This is a genomic window from Shinella sp. HY16, assembly GCF_028534175.1.
In the GTDB taxonomy this organism is placed as follows: domain Bacteria; phylum Pseudomonadota; class Alphaproteobacteria; order Rhizobiales; family Rhizobiaceae; genus Shinella.
The window spans coordinates 759,422-778,078 of sequence record NZ_JAHYXL010000002.1 but is presented as its reverse complement, the minus strand read 5'-3'; the positions used below and the strand labels follow the sequence as shown (position 1 = coordinate 778,078).

Sequence of the window (18,657 nt, the reverse complement as noted above, 5' to 3'; positions counted from 1 at the left end):
ATGGACGGCGGGCGGCTCCGGCTGCCCGCCGAATTCTTTTTTCAAGGACAGGACGATACGCATGAAAAGCCGCTGGAACGACGGGGATGCAGCCCGCTACGTAGAGGCCGCGCGCGCGGCGGGACAAAGCGAGGCCCTTGGCCTTCGCATCTACACCTCCCGCATCATCGGTGGCGATCCCGACCTCGTGCTGCATGGCGGCGGCAATACGTCCGTCAAGGTGACGTCCGCTGGCGGCGAAACGCTCATGCACATCAAGGGCAGCGGCTGGGATCTCGACACGATCGAAGCGCCGGGCCTGCCAGCGGTGCGCCTTGTGCCGCTTCTGGAGACCCGCGACGGCCCGAAGCTCTCGGATCCGGACATGGTCTCGCTGCTGCGCGCCAGCCTGATCGAAGCGGACGCGCCCAATCCCTCCGTCGAGGCGCTGTTGCACGCCTTCCTGCCGTTCGCCTTCGTGGACCACACACATGCCACGGCGATCCTGGCGCTTGCCGACCAGCCTGACATGCGCGAGACCGTCAGGCGTATCTATGGAGATCGCCTCGCCTACGTGCCCTATGTCATGCCCGGTTTCGATCTTTCCATCGTTGCCGACCGCATTTACCGTGAGCATCCAGACTGCCAGGGTCTCTGGCTGGAAAATCACGGCCTCTTCACCTTCGCCGATGATGCCCGCCTTTCCTACGAGCTGATGATCGAATTCGTCAGCATGGCCGAGGGCGAGCTTGCCCGTAAGGGCGTTGCGCTCTCCGGCCCGCAGCTAAGTGATGGCACCGAGGACATGGCGCTGCGGGCGCGGCTGGAGAAAGCCCTCGTCCGTGAAGGATCGCCCTTCGCCAAAGGTGCGTTCCTCGACTACCGCTCCACCGCTGCGATCCGCGAACATGCCGCCAAAGACAATGTGGAGGCAATCAGCCTGCGCGGGACCGTCACGCCGGATCACGTCATCCGCATCAAACCTTGGCCGCTCATCATCGAGCCGGATGCGGGCGAAGCCGCGATCGAGGCGGCGCTTGCCGCCTATGCCGACCGCTACCGGGTCTACTTCGCACGAAATGCGACGCGCTCCAGCGAGCCGAAGCAGATGCTCGACGTCTATCCCCGCGTCGTGCTGGTGCGTGGACAGGGAATCTACGCCCTCGGCGCCAGCAACAAGGCCGCCAAGATCGGCGGAGATCTCTGCGAGCAGGCAACCCGGGCAATCAATGCCGCAGAAGCCTACGGTCGCTTCACACCCATCGGCGAGGCGGATCTCTTCGACATGGAATACTGGTCGCTCGAACAGGCCAAGCTGAAGGTCAACGCACACTAACATCCGCCCGACAAGCCCTGTCGCACGTGCAGAGGGCCTTTCCGGCATATCAACCCGGTTCGATACCGATCAGCAGCAAGGCAGACAGGTTTTCGATGGCCGCGGCCTGGCTCATCCGGCCGCGCGTCATCGCGAGAGACAGCGCCTCCGCAGCGCCGACAATGCCGATACAGCGCTGCTGGAGCGCCTCGTGGGAAAGTCGCGAGAACGGGGCCAGAGCGTCTGCAAAAATGCCGACGCAGTTGTCCATCAGTTCCTGCTGGACTGCCCCCATCTGCGGGTCCCCCATCAAGGCCGCCGAAATCGCATGGCCTTCCGACCCCGAAGCCGAATGGCAGGTCATGTAAGCGTTCGCGATAAGGCGTACAGTTTCGGTTAGCTGCCCGCCCGCCCTCGACAGACTTTCCTGCAGCACCTTGACCTGTTGCTGGTCGATCCGCCGGTACAACGCGACAAGCAGACCTGACCGGGTCTCGAAATGCTCGTAGGTTATCGGCTTGCTGACCCCCGCCCTCTCGGCAAGAACGCTCAGTGTCAGGGCATCAGCTCCCAATTCGCGCACGATATCGAACGCGTTTTCAATCAGTTGCTCGCGGCGCGCTTCCTTCGTGAGGCGGCGCTTCGCCTCGCTCTTCTCGTTTGCTGTCACGCCGATCATCTTTTTCAGAACGCCCCCTTGACGGACCCAATGGCGCATACCCAACTTACCAATCGTAAGTTACGAGTAGTAGCTTATCAGGTGCAGCATCCACCTGCAAGATATCGTCAAAGAGGATAGGAAACATGCCACAGACACAACGACCCGTGCTTCTGATCGGAGGATCCGGCATCGTCGGCCTCGAGGCTGCCAGAGAACTGCGCCGCCGATATCCGGACCTGCCCATCACCATCGGTGGCCGCGATATCGGCCGGGCGCAGAAGGCCGCCGCCGAGATCGGCAACGCCACCGCGACGGCTGTAGATCTTTCGCGTTCAGACCTCGGCCTTGCCCATCCCACCTTCGGCGCGATCGCGATCTTCGTGAAGGACCAAACCCTCAACTCCCTGCGATACGCTCTCGACCACAAGATCCCGTATATCGATATTTCCACCGGCGCCTTCGAGATCGGCCCTGAAGCGGCTCTCTTCATCCATCATCCCGACCGTGCACCCGTCCTTCTGGCAAGCCAGTGGCTGGCCGGCGCCGCTGTCTTTCCGACCTTGCAGGCCGCATCCCGATACGAAAGCATCACCTCGATCCGCATCGGCGCAGTCTTCGACGAACAGGATATGGGCGGCCCGGCGGCAGCAGCCGACTACGATCGTCTGACCTCGGCCGCTCCGGCCTCGTTGACCGTTCACCAGGGCAAGGATCTCTGGCTGACAGCAGAGCAGGGACGAACCACGGTGACGAGCGTCGACGGCGTGCCCCTCGACGCTCGGGCCTATTCTCCGTTCGACGTCCTGAGCCTGCGGGCCGCTACGAACGCCGGTTCGATCCGTTTCGACTTCGCCTACGGCCAGTCGGCCAGCCGCCGTCGCGGAGAGAGTTACTCGACCGAAATCATCATCGACATTGCCGGGCGCGCCAAGGACGGCACGGAAACATCCTCGCACATCGAGATCGTGCATCCACGCGGCCAGGCACCGCTGACCGCGCTGGGTGTCGTTCTGGGCCTCGAGGCCTTGCTCGGCCTGCGCGCGAATGCACCGGCTGCGGGGCTGTACCTGCCGGAACTGCTGATCGATCCGAGCTACTTCGTCGGTGAAATGATGGCAATCGGCGCCCGCTTCGACGTGGCCCGCTAAGGAGGATCGACATGACCGATACAATCAATTCCTCCGTCCTGATCCTCGGCGCGACGGGAAGCCTCGGCTCCCGCACCACCAGGATGCTGCGCAAGCTCCATCCGGATCTATCCATCACGATTGGCGCTCGCGACATGGAAAAGGCGGCAGCGCTCGCTTCCGAGGTCGGGAACGCCACGATCGCCAGACTGGACATCACCGCATCCGATCTCGGTCTTGATCCCAGCGCCCGCTACAGCATCGTCGTGACAGCGCTGAGGGACCACTCGCTCAACACATTGCGCTACGCTCAGGCCCGAGGCATTCCCTATATCGCCCTTTCGGACGGCGTGTTCGAGCTCGGCTCGATCGTCGCCCACCACGCCCACCATCCGCAGGCCTCCCCCATCCTCCTGCTCGGACACAGCAACGGCGGCTCTCCAACCCTGGCGGCGCTGCATTTCGCTCGTGATTTCGAAACCGTCGAGGCCGTGGAAATCGCGATCCTCTTCGACCCCGGCGATCCCTTCGGTGCGGTATCGGGCAAGGATCTGGAGCGGATCGAGAAGATCGGTCCGCTGCCGCTGGTCAAGGAAGACGGGCAGTGGCAATGGGCGCGTGCACCGCTGTCCGGGCGGTTCATCACAAGCGTCGATGGTTCTCCGCACGCTGCGCAGGCCGCGGGCCTGCAGGATGTTCTCAGCCTTGGCACTGCGACGCGCGCAGCCCGTGTCCGGATCGACCTTGCGATGGGACTGGTCGCGTCGAGCAAGGAGGGCCGCGGACCGTCCAACGAGGTGATCATCGAGATTACGGGCACGCAGAAGAACGGCACATCCGGCCGCTTCCGCTATGAACTGATCGATCCCGAAGGCTACGCGGCCATGAGTGCACGCGGCGCGGCCGTCGCAATCGAAACCCTGCTTGGTCTTGCAGGCCGGGATCGCCCTGAAAAGGGCCTGTTCCTGCCCGAGACGCTCGTGGATCCGGCTCATCTCGTCAAGCGTCTGGAAGGCTACGGCGTCACAGTCCGCGCCGCATGAACCATGGATCGGTCGCGGCATGCTTGTGTGCCGCGGCCCTCCTCCCCGCTCTGTCGTCCGGCACGGGGAAAAGCCATGGTTCACAGCTTGATCGCCCGCAGCCGCAGCGCGTTGCCGATGACCGATACCGAGGACAGGCTCATCGCAGCGGCTGCGAGCATCGGCGAGAGAAGTGTGCCCAGCACGGGGTAGAGGACGCCAGCGGCAACAGGAACGCCCAGCACATTGTAGACGAAGGCGAAGAACAGGTTTTCCTTGATGTTGCGAATGGTACCCTGGGCGAGCTTGCGGGCGCGCACGATCCCGCCAAGGTCCCCTTTGACCAGCGTGATGCCGGCGCTTTCCATGGCAACATCGGCGCCGGTGCCCATGGCGATACCGACATCGGCCGCGGCAAGGGCCGGCGCATCGTTGACACCGTCGCCGGCCATGGCGACACCCTGCCCCTTGGCGCAAAGCTCGTCGACCAGCGCCTTCTTGCTTTCGGGGAGCATGTCGGCCCGGACCTCATCGATGCCAAGCTTTTGAGCAACGGCCCTGGCGGTGCGGACATTGTCGCCCGTGGCCATGATGATGCGCAGGCCAAGGGCGTGCAGCTCGCGGATGGCGGCGGCAGCCGAGGCCTTGATGGGGTCGGCAACGGCGACCAGACCAGCCGGCCGGCCATCGAGAGCAACGAACATCGCTGTCTTTCCCTCCTCACGCAACGCATCGGCACGGGCAGTAAGATCGCCGAAATCGATGCCGAGGTCGGCCATGAGGGCCGCGTTGCCGAGCGCAACCCTGCGGTCGCTGACGGCACCTGTAACACCCTTGCCGGTAATCGATTGGAAATGATGGACGCCAGGGGCTGGAACGCCGCGCGCTGCCGCGCCCTCGACAATGGCCTCGGCCAGCGGGTGCTCGGAGCCTTTTTCAAGCCCGGCGGCGAGCGACAGCAGGTCGGCTTCCTCGACGCCTACAGCCGTGATCACGTCGGTGAGCGTCGGCCGCCCTTCCGTCAGCGTACCGGTCTTGTCGACGATGAGCGTATCGACGCGGGCGAAGCGCTCCAGCGCCTCGGCGTCCTTGATGAGCACCCCAGCCTGGGCACCGCGCCCGGTGGCGGTCATCACCGACATGGGTGTGGCGAGGCCGAGGGCGCAGGGGCAGGCGATAATGAGCACAGAGACCGCCGAGACGATGGCGAACACCATGCTCGGCTCGGGTCCGACAAGCGCCCAGACGATGAAGGCAGCGACGGCGATGAGCACCACGGCCGGGACGAAATAGAAAGAGACCCGGTCAGCCAGCCCCTGGATGGGCGCACGGCTGCGCTGGGCCTTTGCGACCATGTCGACGATCTGCGACAGAACGGTCTCGCTGCCGACGCGCTCCGCGCGCATGACAAGCGATCCGTTCTTGTTGAGTGTGCCGCCCGTGAGCCTGTCACCCTCGGTCTTCTCGACAGGAACGGGCTCGCCGGTGATCATCGATTCATCGACGGAGGAACGTCCCTCCAGCACCAGACCGTCAACCGGAATGCTGTCGCCCGGACGGATGCGCAGGCGGTCGCCACCGACAACGGCATCAAGTGGCACTTCGCTTTCGGAACCGTCATCGGCAATGCGACGGGCAGTCTTTGGCGCAAGGTCGAGCAGCGCGCGGATCGCCGAGCCGGTGCGCTCGCGTGCCCGAAGTTCGAGCACCTGGCCGAGGAAGACCAGAGCGACGATGACGCTGGCCGCCTCGAAATAGACCGGTACCGAACCGCCATGGCCGCGGAACTGGTGGGGGAACAGGTCGGGAAAGAGGGTTGCGACCACAGAATAGAGATAGGCCGCGCCGACGCCCAGCGCGATCAGCGTCCACATATTGGGGCTGCGGTTGCGGAACGAATCCAGCCCCCTGTGGAAGAACGGCAATGCCGCCCACAGTACGACCGGTGTCGCCAGGGCAAGCTCAAGCCAGGCGGCCAGCGGCTCGCCGATCCAGTCGCGAACCGGCAGGCCGACCATCGGCCCCATGGCGATAACAAGAAGCGGGATGGAGAGGATTGCACTGACGCGAAAGCGGCGGGTGAAGTCGATCAGCTCGGGATTAGGACCGTCATCGGCGCCCGGCATAACCGGTTCGAGTGCCATGCCGCAGATCGGGCAGGAACCAGGCGTGTCCCTGACGATCTCGGGATGCATCGGGCAGGTATATTGCGTGCCCTTTGGCATGGCCTGCGCCGCGGGCGTACCGGACAGATATCGTGCCGGCTCGGCAGTGAACTTGCCCTCACAGGCTGGCGAACAGAAGTAATAGCCACGCCCCTCATGTTTGAGGAAATGTCGGGCCGTGTCGCGGGCGACGTCCATGCCGCAAACGGGATCCTTGGCACTGACATAGATGTCGGGCGCCGCCTTGAACTTGTCGCGGCAGGCGCTGCTGCAGAAATGATAGCGGTGGCCGGCATGGTCGAGCATCGGCTTGCCCGCAGCGGGATCGACGATCATGCCGCAGACCGGGTCGCGCAGAGCCGTCCCGCTGTCCGCATGCGCCTCGGCTGCCGGCACGAGCGGTGTGTGGCGCTCGTGATCGTGGTGGATATGATCGTTGCTCATGTCGCAGGCTCCGCACTTCACGTCACCCGATTCTAAAGGTTCCCGCAAGGGGAAGGTCAACACCCCGGTCCCGCAGAGCGCATCGATGAAACCGTCTGACAGCGCTGGCAGACGGTTTCATCTGGACTGAGAGGTCTGTATTTCTACTTATACGCAGAAACCACGATTTCGATCATCGTATCGCCGCCAAGGTCAGCGACACCGACCGTTGCGCGGGTCGGCAAGGTTTCCGGCGACAGCCATTCCTTCCAGACTGCATCCATTTCCGGCTTCTTGCCGAGATCGGTGACGAAGATGCTGGCTGAGAGCAGCCTTGTCTTGTCGGTACCCGCCTCGGCCAGGTAGCGGTCCAGCTTCGCGAGGATCTCACGGGTCTGGCCGGCCATATCAAGGCTCTCGTCGTCGCAGGTCGTGCCGCCGACGTGGACGATACCGTTGTGCTCGACTACTCTGTGCATGATCGGCGTTCGCAGAAATCGTTGGACCATTTTCGATACCTTTCGTGGTTCAGTGTCCGGAATGACCACCCGTCACGGCGTAAACCGCTTCGGATGTATGGGGGAGTGCGGCGATCTCGCAGAGCGGCACGGGCTTGACCGGCGGGCGAAGGCGATAGGTGCCGACATCGGCAGGGGGGCGCTGCTGTGCATCGGCGAGCAGCTCCGTGACGGTCGCAGCACACATGCGGCCCTGACACGGCCCCATGCCACAGCGCAGCATCGTCTTCAGCTGGTTCGGCCCTGCGACGCCGCGCGCAGCGGCCTCTCTGACGGCCCCGACGGAAACCTCTTCACATCGGCAGGCGACGATGTCGTCGGCTTGCGGCGCCCGAAATGCCAGGGCCGGTTGATAGGCAAGGTCGATAAAGTCCCGTCCGCGCAGCGCCTTTTTTCGCGACCGAACAATGTGGCGCAACGCCTCGGACGATTGCCTGCCCAGAATCTCCTGTGCTGCTGCGATCCCAGCGATCCGGCCGTCAAGCGCCGCAACGACGGCGCCTCCGATGCCGCTGCCGTCGCCCGCGATGAAAATCGCAGATTTACTGCTGCGCCCTTCCTCGTCCACGACCGGCGCAAAACACATCTGCCGATCCTTCCAGACCAGCGCACAGCCCGCGGCATTCGCCAGATTGGTATGGGGAATGACGCCCTGATGGAGAAAAATGCTCCCTGCCCGCAGCGACACCGTCTTGCCGCCGGTCACGAAGGTCACGCCGTCTGCCCGGTCGGTACCGTTGATTTCCAGCGCCGTCACGGCACGGAACACCTGGAGCGCCCGTCTTACCCGAAGCATCAGACCAAGGCCCTTCCACGCATAGGGGGATGCAAAAAAGGAGAGAACATGCGGGGCGGCGCGAAGCCAGTTGCGGCGCGGCGTGGTTTCGAGGATCGCATCGATTGCGCCGCCGGCCGCAAGCACCTGGTCCGCATAGAGATAAAGCAGCGGGCCGCTGCCGGCGAGAACGACCGGCCCTTGCGGCAGAAGAGCGGAGGCTTTGAGGGCGATCTGCGCGGCGCCGACGGACATGACGCCCGGCAATGTCCAGCCCCGGACCGGCATAGGCCGTTCCGTTGCGCCCGTTGCAAGGATCACACGCCTTGCGAAAACGATCCGGCTGCGGCCGGCCACGGAAACCCGCAGCTCGGCCATCGCTTCACCACCCTCTTCCTGTTGCTCCAGGCTCCAGACCATGGCGGAAGGCACATAGGTGGCTGTCGCCGTGGAAAAGGCCTCCCAAAGGGCGGCCCCGTGCGCATAATCAATTCCGAGATACGGGCGCTTGGTACGCGTGTTTCTTTCGATGGCGCGATAGATCTGCCCACCCGCCTCGGCATTCTCGTCGAACACCACAACCGCAAGGCCCAGCCTTGCGCATTCGCTCGCCGCCGCCATACCAGCGGGGCCGGCGCCGACGATCGCGATGTCGTAGCGGACGGCAAGGGCGTCGGCATTGCGGAGTGTCGTCAGCGTCATCGATCGCTTCCTTCTGTCGTCCGCGCACCGCGTTGCAAGGCAACCGTCATTCCATCACGGACGGGAACCATGCAGGCTTGGCGGTTCTGCACGCCATCGATCGTCACCAGGCATTCGAAGCAGACGCCCATCAGGCAATAGGGCGCACGCGGCTGGTCGTTGACCACGCTACGCCGCAGCGTGGTCATGCCTGCGCCAAGAAGCGCGGCCGCGACGCTTGCCGTGGCATCGACCTCGATTTTGCTGCCATCGATGACGATGGTCACGTGGTCCTTCGGGGGTTCAATGCGCCGGAACATGAAACCTCCCGCCGGGAAAGAGGCCATCGGCCAGCACGGGGTTTCGGGAAGCGATCGCATCGGCGATAAGATGGGCGTGGTTCGGGGCCAGCGTCACGCCGGAATGGCACATGACCAGACAGGCCCCAGGATGGGTGGGCGAGCACTCGTAGATCGGCAATCCGTCAGGCGTCTTCACCCGGAAGCCGGACCAACTGCGCAGAACATTCACCGCCGCCAGCTGCGGAAAGGTGCGGATCGCCCTGTCGGCAAGCACGCTGCTGATATCCTGGTCGGTGGCGATCGAGCGGGTGTCGGCCTCCTGGCTGTCGCCGATCATCACCCCACCCTCATCGGCCTGTCGCAGGGTGGTTGACGTATAAGGAAAGAAGGGTGCGCATTTCTCGGTCACCAGGATCTGCCCCTTGCTCTGGAGGGTTGGGGCCGAAAGCCCTACCATCGGCGCAAGCCGCGTGTTGCCGTTTCCGGCCGCGAGCACAACCCGGCCGGCACGGACCTCGCCCCAGGTTCCCTTGAGGAGGAACCCGCCTGCATCAGGAGCGATCTCGGTCACATCGCAGTGCGCTCGGTAACCTGCGCCGAGATTGAGCATGCCGACATGCAGCGCTTGCAGGAGGCGAAGGGAGTTCACATCCCCGTCGAGCGGCGAGTAGATGGCACCGATGACATCCCTGCCGATCGCAGGCAGCATGCGCGCGGTCTCGACATGGTCGAGCACGGCGTGGTCGGGTGCATCCGTGCCTAGCGCTTCGGCCACGCAACGGACCTCCTCCGTCCACGTCGCCATCTCGCTTTCGGTAAGCGCGAAAGTGAAGCCGCCCCTTTGCCGAAGGCTGACATCGATCCCTGACGTCTCCATCAGATCGGCCGAGAACGCCGACCATCGGCGGGCGGCCGCAATCGTCCAGCGAGCATAGTGCGGAGCGCCCACACCCTTGCCCTGAACCCAGACCAGCGCGAAATTCGCTCGTGACGCACGGTGCGACAGATCCTCTCCGTCGAGAACAAGCGGCGCCAGCCCTCTGCGCGCCAGCCCCCATGCGATGGCCGCGCCGACAAGACCGCCTCCGACGACGACGATTTCCTGATCCGGTAAGGTCCGCATACCCGCAGTCTGTGCTGTTGAAAGGGAAAGGAGAGCGCCCGCCCGCAAGGCGGGATGGGCGCCAGAACATTTTCGCTCTTTTTCGATTTGCGAAAATGCGCCTGTTTTTTCACAGCAAAACCGCTTCGCGCTTTTGCTGGAATTGCGCTGCGACGTCAGTCCTGCGGGCTGACGTCGAGCTTGAACCACTTTTCGGACAGGGTCTTGATCGTACCGTCTGCGCGGGCGGCCATGATCGCAGCGTCGAAATCCGCCTTCAGCGCAGTATCTTCCTTGCGCAGGCCAATCCCGATCATGCCGAAGACCTTGCCGGAGAGCAGCGGGCCGGCGAGCTTCGTGCCTGCCATGTCTTCCTTCTCCATCGCCGCAGCGAGCACCGTCGCATTGGCGACCACGGCATCGAGGCGGCTGCTGACGAGGTCGAAATTGTGCTCTTCCGTCGTCTTGTATTCCCGGACATCGGCGCCCTTGAAGTATTGTTCCATGAAGGAGGAGGCGGTCGTCGAGCCTTGCACGCCGACCGTCTTGCCCTCGATCAGCTTGGCGATCTCCTCGAGAACGGGCTTGGCGGCGTCCGAATCCACCGAAAGCGGCTTGCCGGCCATCGGCAGGTTGGCGAGATCACTGTCACCGAGCACGGCGAAGGAGTTGATCGCTGCCGCATAGGGGGTCGAAAACGCAATAACCTCCTCGCGCTTCGGCGTGACGCTCATGCCGGCCATGATCGCATCGTACTTGCCGGCGGTCAGCGAAGGGATGATCCCGTCCCAGTTCTGGGCGACGATCTCGCATTCACGGTTCATCCGCTTGCACAGGTCATTGGCCAGGTCGATCTCGAAACCTTCCAGCGTGCCGTTCGGGCCGGAGAAGTTCCAGGGCGCGTAGGCCCCCTCGGTCGCAATGCGGATCTTGTCCGCCGCATGGACGGGCTGCAGCGACACGGCGAAGGCCACCGCCGAGAGAAGAAGGGTCAGTTTCATGGGTTCACCTCTTGTTGTTCTCCGGTCTCAATGGGCGTGCGTCGAAATGAACTGCCGGAAACGTTCACTCCGAGGATGGGTGAAGACGTCCGCAGGCGTGCCGTCCTCCTCGATGTAACCCTTGTGAAGAAAGACGACCCGGCTGGAGACGTCGCGGGCAAAGCCCATCTCATGGGTGACGACGAGCATCGTGCGGCCCTCTGCGGCCAGGTCCCGCATGACCTTGAGGACCTCTGCGACCAATTCGGGATCGAGCGCGGAGGTCGGCTCGTCGAACAGCATGATTTTCGGGTGCATCGCGAGTGCCCGGCCGATGGCCGCCCGCTGCTGCTGGCCACCGGAAAGATGGGCCGGATAGGCATGGCGCTTGTCCGCGATGCCGACGCGCTCCAGAAGCGCCTCTGCCTCGGCGATGCATGCCTTGCGATCTCGCCCCTGGACGTGGACGGGAGCTTCGATCAGGTTTTCAAGGATTGTCAGGTGGGACCAGAGATTGAAGGACTGGAACACCATCGTCGCCTGGGAGCGGAGCCTTTGAAGCTGGCGCCGGTCGACTACGCGTGCCGACTGGTTGGGGCGCTGATCCAGTCTGTAGGCCTCGCCAAAGATCGAGACCGTGCCGGCATTCGGCACTTCCAGCATGTTGACGCAGCGCAGCAGCGTCGATTTTCCGGAACCGGACGCACCGAGGATGGAAACGACCTCCCCGGGCTGCGCCGTGAGGGAAATGTCATGCAGGACCTTGAGCGGGCCGTAGCACTTCTCCAGGCGTGCGATTTCCACGGCCGGGATGCGGGTCTGATCTGTCATGCCTGTTCTCCGGTCGCGACGACAAAGGGACGCTGGTCACGGGAAAGCCGGTGCTCGACAAACCGGAGCAACCGCGTGATGGAAAAGTTCAGAAGAAGGTAGATCGCGCCGGCGCAGACGAAGATCTCGACCGGCCGGTAGCTGGCCGAGATCAGCTTGGCGGCGATGCCGGTGACTTCCATCATCGTGATGGTCGAGGCGAGCGCCGTCGACTTCACGACGAGGATCAGTTCGTTCGAATAGGCTGGCAGCATCAGGCGAAGAGCCTGCGGCGCGATGATCCGGCGCAAAAGCGTGAGCCGGCCCATGCCATAGGCCTTCGCGGCCTCGATCTGCCCGAGCGGCACGGCGATGACGCCCCCGCGAATGATCTCGGCGCTATAGGCGGCCGTATTCAGACAGAGTGCCAGCGCGGCACACCAGTAGGGTTCGCGCAGGAACGGCCAGGCGAAACTCTTGCGCAGCTCCGGAAATTGGCTGAGCCCGTAATAGATGATGTAGAGCTGTACGAGGAGTGGCGTGCCGCGGAAGACGAAGATGTAGCCCCGCGCGAGACCATCGAGCACCCGGTTGCCGGAGAGGCGGAAGCCCGCCAGAAGCATGGCAAGAAGCGCGCCCGAGGCGACCGAGAGCGCGGTCAGTTGCAGCGTGAGCGGAATGCCGTGGCACAGGGCAAGGAAACTCTCGACGAGGAAGGGAATATCAAAGAGGTTCATGATGCCCTCCGGATGCCGCGCATCGCACGGGCTTCGGCGCGCCGGAAGACAGCGCCGGAAACAAGGCTGATCAGCAGGTAGAGCACGCCGGCCGTCAGGAAGAAGGTGAACGGCTTGCGGGTCGAGCCGGCGCCGATCTGCGCCTGACGCATGAGCTCGACCAGACCGACGACGGAAATAAGGGCCGATTCCTTCAAAACCAGCTGCCAGACATTGCCAAGTCCGGGGATCGCAAACCGAGCTGCCTGCGGCAGGATGATGCGCTGGAAGCGGAGGAATGCACCCATCCCATAGGCCTTGGCCGCCTCGATCTCGCCGCGCGACAGCGCGAGCACCGCACCGCGAAAGACTTCCGCCTGATAGGCGCCGGACACGACGCCGATCGCCACGGCCCCCGTCAGGAACACCGGCGCGCTTACGAAGCCTTCCGCACCGAACAGGTGGCCAAGCTGCGTTATGACGGCGCTGCCGCCGAAATAGAACAGGTAGATGACGAGAAGATCGGGCACGCCGCGCAGCACGGTCGTATACCCGTCGGCAAGATAACGTAGCGAGGAAACCGGCGAGAGCGACGCGGCCGCCGAGAGCATGCCGAAAAGCGCTCCCAGCCCAAAACCGCAAAGGGCCACGGCAAGCGTGATAGCGGTGGCGCGAAGCATATCGAAGCCCCAGCCACCATCGGCAAATCCCATCAAATCGAAGTAAGCGCCCACGCGTCCACCTGGTCCGTTCCCTTGCGCCGATAGCGTGTCGGCGCGTTATGGGCTTGACTTTGGCAGGTGACGCTCCATACCGTCAAATTCGAAATTACGGGTAGAGAATAACCAAATATTATGGAGAAGCTCATGAATCTGCGGCAGGTCGAGGCGTTTCGCCTGGTCATGCTCACCGGCAAAATGACCGCGGCGGCGGAGCTCATGGCGATTACCCAGCCCGCGGTGAGCCGGCTGATCCGCGACTTCGAGCTCGACCTGAAGCTGCGGCTGTTCGAGCGGCGCGGCAACCAACTCGTCCCGACGCCCGAGGCCACCACGCTTCTGAGGGAGGTGGAGCGTGCCTATGTCGGGCTCAACCGCATCAAGGCCTTCGCCGAGGAGATCGGCCGCCAGAATGCCGGCATGCTGCGCATCGCCGTGATGCCCGCGCTCGCCAATGGCATCATGCCGCGCTACCTCGCACGCTTCCTGCGCGAGCGCCCGAACATCCATGTCTCCCTGAGCGGCATCCCCTCGACCATGGTCATCGAAGCCGTCGCTTCCGGCCAGGCCGATATCGGCTTCGCCGACGGCCCGCTCGACCGCCCCGGTTTCCTGACGGAATCCCGCCCCGTCGCGGCCGTGGTCGCCATGCCGCAGGGCCACAGACTGACCGCCCGATCCCGGATCGGGCCGGCAGACCTCGAAGGCGAGCACATGATCACGCTGGAACCGGGGACGTTGTTTGCCATGCGCGTGGAGGTCGCGCTGGCGGGCATTCCGAGGGCTTCAACGATCGAGACACGCCTCTCCCACACCGCGCTGACGCTGGTGTCGGAAGGCGTCGGCATCACCATCATCGACCCCTCCTCCGCCACGGACTATCGAGGCAGAGGCGTCGTGGTTCGCCCCTTCACCGACTTCATCGATGCCGGCTTCCTGGCGATTCGCCGCAGCGACGCAACAGACAACCAGCTTGCGGAGCGCTTTATCGCAGGGTTCTGGGAATACCACGGAGCCCTGCTCGAGCAACTGAACGTCGAACCGGGGAGATAGCCTGAGAGGTCTGGGTGTCGGGGCCTTGAGCAGCTTGGCGGGAAAACCCTGCCGGATCCTCCTTTAGAAATCCCAGTCCTCATCTTCGGTGGCGACCGCCTTGCCGATGACGTAGGACGATCCGGAGCCGGAAAAGAAGTCGTGGTTCTCATCGGCATTCGGTGACAGCGCTGAGAGGATGGCCGGGTTCACCTTGCAGGCTTCCGGCGGAAAAAGTGCCTCGTATCCGAGGTTCATCAGGGCCTTGTTGGCGTTGTAGTGCAGGAACTTCTTCACATCCTCGGTGAGGCCGACGTCGTCATAGAGATCCTCGGTATATCGCGCCTCGTTGTCATAAAGTTCCAGGAGAAGATCAAAGGCGAAATCCTTGATCTCCTGCCGCTTTTCCATGCTCAGGCGCTCCAGTTCGCGCTGGAATTTGTAGCCGATGTAGTAACCGTGTACGGCCTCGTCACGGATGATGAGGCGGATCATGTCCGCCGTGTTGGTGAGCTTGGCGCGGCTCGACCAGTACATCGGAAGATAGAAGCCGGAATAGAACAGGAAACTTTCGAGCAAGACGCTGGCGACCTTCTTCTTCAAGGGGTCGCTCGTCGTATATTGTTCCATGATCAATGCGGATTTGCGTTGCAGGAACTCGTTTTCCTCCGACCAGCGATAGGCGTCATCGACGTCGGGCGTCAGGCAGAGCGTGGAGAAGATGGAGGAATAGGAGCGGGCATGCACAGCCTCCATGAAGGAAATGTTGGAAAGCACCGCCTCCTCATGCGGCGTGGCAGCATCCTCCATGAGCTTTACCGAACCGACACCGTTCTGGATTGTGTCGAGCAGCGTCAGACCGGTAAAAACGCGGATGGTGAGTTTCTGCTCTTGCGGCTTCAGCGTCGCCCAGGAGGGAATGTCGTTGGAGAGCGGCACCTTTTCCGGCAGCCAGAAATTACCGGTCAGGCGGTTCCAGACCTCGAGGTCCTTGTCGTCCTCGATGCGGTTCCAGTTGATGGCGCGGATGGCGGCGGCGGCCTTCGGCGCCTTGGTCTTCACTTGGATGTTCATTTGCTTCCCCGATCTCACAGCGCGCAGGAAACGCAGCCCTGCACTTCCGTGCCGGACAGCGCCATCTGGCGAAGGCGGATGTAGTAGATGGTCTTGATGCCCTTCTTCCAGGCGTAGATCTGCGCCCTGTTGATATCGCGGGTCGTCGCCGTGTCGCGGAAGAACAGCGTCAGCGATAGGCCCTGGTCGACATGCTGGGTGGCCGCCGCATAGGTGTCGATGATCTTCTCCGGGCCGATCTCGTAGGCGTCCTGGTAATAGTCGAGATTGTCGTTGGTCATGAAGGCGGCCGGGTAATAGACGCGGCCGATCTTGCCTTCCTTGCGGATCTCTATCTTCGAGATGATCGGGTGGATCGAGGACGTCGAGTGATTGATGTAGGAGATCGAGCCCGTCGGCGGCACGGCCTGGAGGTTCTGGTTGTAGAGGCCGCCGTCCATGACGGCCGCCTTCAGCTCAAGCCAGTCCTGCTGCGTGGGGATATGAATGCCCGCCTCTTCGAAAATGCCCCGCACCTTCTCCGTCACCGGCAACCATTCGGCTTCGGTATATTTGTCAAAGTATTCGCCCGAAGCGTATTTCGAGTTCTCGAATCCCTTGAAGCTAACGCCCTTTTCGACCGCCAGCCGGTTGGAGGCGCGGACGGCGTGATAGGTCACCGTGTAGAAATAGATGTTGGTGAAGTCGATGCCTTCCTCCGAGCCGTAGAAGATACGCTCGCGGGCGAGATAGCCGTGCAGGTTCATCTGGCCGAGGCCGATGGCGTGGCTATCGTCGTTGCCCTTCTCGACCGAGGGGACCGAGGAGATGTGGCTCATCTCGGAGACGGCGGTCAGCGCACGGATCGAGGTTTCGATCGTTCGTCCGAAATCCGGCGAGTCCATCGCAGCAGCAATGTTGAGCGAGCCGAGATTGCACGAAATGTCCTTGCCCATCCTGGCATAGGAAAGGTCGTCGTTAAATTCGCTCGCCTCACTTACCTGCAGGATCTCCGAGCAAAGATTGCTCATGGTGATGCGGCCGGCGATGGGGTTCGCGCGGTTCACCGTGTCCTCGAACATGATGTAGGGATAGCCGCTCTCGAACTGGATCTCGGCAAGGATCTGGAAAAAGTCGCGGGCCTTGATCTTCTTCTTGCGGATGCGGCCGTCCTCGACCATCTCGCGGTACTTCTCCGTCACCGAAATCTCGGTGAAGGCCACGCCGTAAACGCGTTCGATGTCATGCGGCGAGAACAGATACATGTCATCGTTGTTGCGAGCGAGCTCGAAGGTGATGTCGGGGATAACGACGCCGAGCGACAGGGTCTTGATGCGGATCTTCTCATCGGCATTCTCGCGCTTGGTGTCGAGGAAACGCAGGATGTCGGGATGATGGGCATGGAGATAGACCGCCCCCGCCCCCTGCCGCGCACCGAGCTGGTTGGCATAGGAGAAACTGTCCTCCAGCAGCTTCATGACAGGGATGACGCCCGACGACTGGTTCTCGATCTGCTTGATCGGCGCGCCCATCTCGCGAAGGTTGGTGAGGGAGAGCGCGACACCGCCGCCCCGCTTGGAAAGCTGGAGCGCCGAATTGATCGAGCGGCCAATGCTCTCCATGTTGTCCTCGATGCGCAACAGGAAGCACGAGACGAGCTCGCCGCGCTGTTTCTTGCCGGCATTGAGGAAGGTCGGCGTTGCCGGCTGGAAACGGCCGGAAATGATCTCATCGACGAGATCGCGGGCAAGCTGCTCGCTGCCGCGCGCCAGCGTCATCGCCACCATGCAGACGCGGTCCTCGTAGCGCTCAAGGTAGCGCTTTCCGTCGAAGGTCTTCAGCGTATAGGACGTGTAGTACTTGAACGCGCCGAGGAAGGTCGGGAATCGGAACTTCTTGTCATAGGCGTGGTCGAAGAGATCGCGTACGAAGTTGAAGGAATACTGGTCGAGCACTTCCTGCTCGTAGTACCCTTCGGTCACCAGATAATCGAGCTTTTCCCTGAGATTGTGGAAGAAGACCGTGTTCTGGTTGACGTGCTGGAGGAAGTATTGCTTTGCCGCCTGCCGGTCCTTGTCGAGCTGGATTTTTCCATCCTCATCGTAAAGGTTCAGCATCGCGTTCAGCGCATGATAGTCCAGCGCGGTGATTTCCGGCGTCTTCGTCGGTTTCTCGAGCGTCATCGTGTCCAAAATCGTTCCAGTCCCTGTCTGACGTTGTCGACGTCCTCATCCATGCCGAGAAGCTCGAAGCGGTAGAGATACGGCACACCGCACTTGGCGGAGATGACGTCGCCGGCGAGCCCGAAGGTCGCCCCGAAATTGCTGTTGCCCGCGGCAATCACGCCGCGAAGGTTCGCGCGGTTTTCCGCATCATTGAGGAAGCGGATCACCTGCTTGGGAACGGCGCCTTTGCCATCCTGGCCGCAATAGGTCGGCACGACGAGGACGAAGGGCGCGCGCGCCCTCAGCGCCTCGTCGGCGCGAAGGGGAATGCGGGAGGCCGGAAGGCCGAGCTTTTGCACGAAGCAATGGGTGTTTTCCGACCGGGAGGAGAAATAGACGAGCTCACCCATCGCCCCGCCCTCAGGCCAGTGCGCTGATCATATCAGGGCGGAAACCGGCCCAATGCTGCTCACCGGCAACGACGACGGGAACCTGACGGTAGCCGAGGCCCTGCACGAGCGCGAAGGCATCTGCATTCTCGGAGATATCGACGACACGGTAATCGATGCCGTGGCGGTCGAGCGCGCGGGTGGTCGCTGAGCATTGAACGCAAGCTGGCTTGGAGTAAACGGTGATCGGCATGGTTTCCTCATATTCTGGCGATTGGGCATGGAGGGGCGTTCGGTCATCCGCCGATGACCGTTCGTGAACTGAAAATAGATAGACGGCGGCCCTCAAGGACGGCCGGAGCGGGGCGCCGCTTACTCGCGCGGAGGCACTGGAAACAAATTCGACATGACTTCACCCCGAAGCTATTCATACGGAGCATCTGGGGAGACGGCGGGGCGGCATCATTCCACAACCCATCGCTCGCCTGCCGGACACCCCGCCCGTGGACGTTCATGAACAAGGCAGGTCTCCTGGCTTGCGGGTCGCGGCATCCGTCCGCCTTCCCAAGGCATTTGCGCCTCAGTGGCTTTGTCGAACGTATGCTCGCCGCTTACAGTTGCGGGGGCAGCTCCGGATTGACGCAGCCATCATGGCCACACCGGATTCCCGTCTTAGCCTCCGACTCTCTCGAATCGGAGGAACCTTGAACACTAGATATGGTA

Annotated in this window: 18 protein-coding genes and 1 riboswitch; of the genes, 4 read left to right on the top strand and 14 right to left on the bottom strand. The window is 62.8% G+C overall.

The features are described 5' to 3' along the window. Positions 1–61 precede the first annotated feature (61 nt). Positions 62–1,315 (top strand): class II aldolase, encoded by a 1,254-nt coding sequence (locus tag K0P03_RS24095; protein WP_272790790.1) that lies wholly within the window; start codon positions 62–64, stop codon positions 1,313–1,315. A gap of 49 nt (positions 1,316–1,364) precedes the next feature. Here K0P03_RS24095 and K0P03_RS24090 read toward each other — a convergent pair whose 3' ends face one another. Then, positions 1,365–1,973, bottom strand: a complete 609-nt coding sequence (locus K0P03_RS24090) for a TetR/AcrR family transcriptional regulator (protein ID WP_023516673.1) — start codon at positions 1,971–1,973, stop codon at positions 1,365–1,367. Between the two features lie 125 nt (positions 1,974–2,098). Between K0P03_RS24090 and K0P03_RS24085 the strand changes: the two genes are divergently transcribed. Both K0P03_RS24085 and K0P03_RS24080 read left to right on the top strand, forming a co-directional pair. Continuing rightward, positions 2,099–3,103 carry an NAD(P)-dependent oxidoreductase gene (locus K0P03_RS24085; RefSeq protein WP_272790789.1) on the top strand — a complete coding sequence of 335 codons (1,005 nt, stop codon included), beginning with the start codon at positions 2,099–2,101 and terminating at the stop codon, positions 3,101–3,103. An 11-nt stretch (positions 3,104–3,114) separates the two neighbouring features. Continuing rightward, entirely contained in the window at positions 3,115–4,125 is a 1,011-nt protein-coding gene (locus tag K0P03_RS24080) for a hypothetical protein (RefSeq protein WP_130517443.1), read from the top strand. A gap of 80 nt (positions 4,126–4,205) precedes the next feature. On the opposite strand, the gene K0P03_RS24075 is transcribed toward K0P03_RS24080, so the two are convergent. From K0P03_RS24075 to K0P03_RS24035, 9 genes are all read right to left on the bottom strand, one after another. Further along, positions 4,206–6,713 (bottom strand): heavy metal translocating P-type ATPase, encoded by a 2,508-nt coding sequence (locus tag K0P03_RS24075; RefSeq protein WP_130517445.1) that lies wholly within the window; start codon positions 6,711–6,713, stop codon positions 4,206–4,208. A gap of 143 nt (positions 6,714–6,856) precedes the next feature. Beyond that, positions 6,857–7,201, bottom strand: coding sequence for a RidA family protein (locus K0P03_RS24070; RefSeq protein WP_023511828.1), 345 nt, complete (start codon positions 7,199–7,201; stop codon positions 6,857–6,859). A gap of 19 nt (positions 7,202–7,220) precedes the next feature. Then, positions 7,221–8,687, bottom strand: a complete 1,467-nt coding sequence (locus K0P03_RS24065) for an FAD/NAD(P)-dependent oxidoreductase (protein WP_130517447.1) — start codon at positions 8,685–8,687, stop codon at positions 7,221–7,223. Beyond that, positions 8,684–8,986: a (2Fe-2S)-binding protein gene (locus tag K0P03_RS24060; protein WP_130517449.1), complete on the bottom strand. Its 303-nt coding sequence runs from the start codon at positions 8,984–8,986 to the stop codon at positions 8,684–8,686. Before K0P03_RS24060 ends, K0P03_RS24065 begins: the two co-directional genes overlap by 4 nt. After that, positions 8,970–10,091, bottom strand: a complete 1,122-nt coding sequence (locus K0P03_RS24055; protein WP_130517451.1) for an NAD(P)/FAD-dependent oxidoreductase — start codon at positions 10,089–10,091, stop codon at positions 8,970–8,972. The genes K0P03_RS24060 and K0P03_RS24055 overlap by 17 nt, the downstream gene beginning before the upstream one ends. A 155-nt stretch (positions 10,092–10,246) precedes the next feature. Then, complete coding sequence (locus K0P03_RS24050) at positions 10,247–11,071, bottom strand: lysine/arginine/ornithine ABC transporter substrate-binding protein (protein WP_130517453.1); 825 nt, start codon at positions 11,069–11,071, stop codon at positions 10,247–10,249. Positions 11,072–11,098: 27 nt separating this feature from the next. Then, positions 11,099–11,881, bottom strand: coding sequence for an ABC transporter ATP-binding protein (locus tag K0P03_RS24045; RefSeq protein ID WP_130517455.1), 783 nt, complete (start codon positions 11,879–11,881; stop codon positions 11,099–11,101). Continuing rightward, on the bottom strand, positions 11,878–12,597 hold the full coding sequence (locus K0P03_RS24040) for an ABC transporter permease (RefSeq protein ID WP_130517457.1): 720 nt from the start codon (positions 12,595–12,597) through the stop codon (positions 11,878–11,880). The genes K0P03_RS24045 and K0P03_RS24040 overlap by 4 nt, the downstream gene beginning before the upstream one ends. Further along, complete coding sequence (locus K0P03_RS24035; RefSeq protein WP_272791101.1) at positions 12,594–13,289, bottom strand: ABC transporter permease; 696 nt, start codon at positions 13,287–13,289, stop codon at positions 12,594–12,596. The genes K0P03_RS24040 and K0P03_RS24035 overlap by 4 nt, the downstream gene beginning before the upstream one ends. A gap of 153 nt (positions 13,290–13,442) precedes the next feature. Here K0P03_RS24035 and K0P03_RS24030 point away from each other — a divergent pair, with 153 nt between their 5' ends. Then, positions 13,443–14,348 (top strand): LysR substrate-binding domain-containing protein, encoded by a 906-nt coding sequence (locus K0P03_RS24030; RefSeq protein ID WP_130517459.1) that lies wholly within the window; start codon positions 13,443–13,445, stop codon positions 14,346–14,348. A gap of 63 nt (positions 14,349–14,411) precedes the next feature. Here K0P03_RS24030 and nrdF read toward each other — a convergent pair whose 3' ends face one another. Genes nrdF through nrdH form a run of 4 tightly spaced genes read right to left on the bottom strand, consistent with a single transcriptional unit; the run spans position 14,412 to position 18,187 of the window. Beyond that, the gene (nrdF, locus tag K0P03_RS24025; protein WP_130517461.1) at positions 14,412–15,401 is read right to left on the bottom strand and encodes a class 1b ribonucleoside-diphosphate reductase subunit beta; all 990 of its coding nucleotides are present in this window, start codon (positions 15,399–15,401) and stop codon (positions 14,412–14,414) included. Between the two features lie 14 nt (positions 15,402–15,415). Then, positions 15,416–17,572 (bottom strand): class 1b ribonucleoside-diphosphate reductase subunit alpha, encoded by a 2,157-nt coding sequence (gene nrdE / locus K0P03_RS24020; RefSeq protein ID WP_443020593.1) that lies wholly within the window; start codon positions 17,570–17,572, stop codon positions 15,416–15,418. Then, positions 17,560–17,955, bottom strand: coding sequence for a class Ib ribonucleoside-diphosphate reductase assembly flavoprotein NrdI (gene nrdI / locus K0P03_RS24015; protein WP_050745987.1), 396 nt, complete (start codon positions 17,953–17,955; stop codon positions 17,560–17,562). Before nrdI ends, nrdE begins: the two co-directional genes overlap by 13 nt. A gap of 10 nt (positions 17,956–17,965) precedes the next feature. Continuing rightward, positions 17,966–18,187 (bottom strand): glutaredoxin-like protein NrdH, encoded by a 222-nt coding sequence (gene nrdH / locus K0P03_RS24010; RefSeq protein WP_130517465.1) that lies wholly within the window; start codon positions 18,185–18,187, stop codon positions 17,966–17,968. A gap of 251 nt (positions 18,188–18,438) precedes the next feature. After that, positions 18,439–18,656, bottom strand: a riboswitch (cobalamin riboswitch). Position 18,657 lies beyond the last annotated feature (1 nt).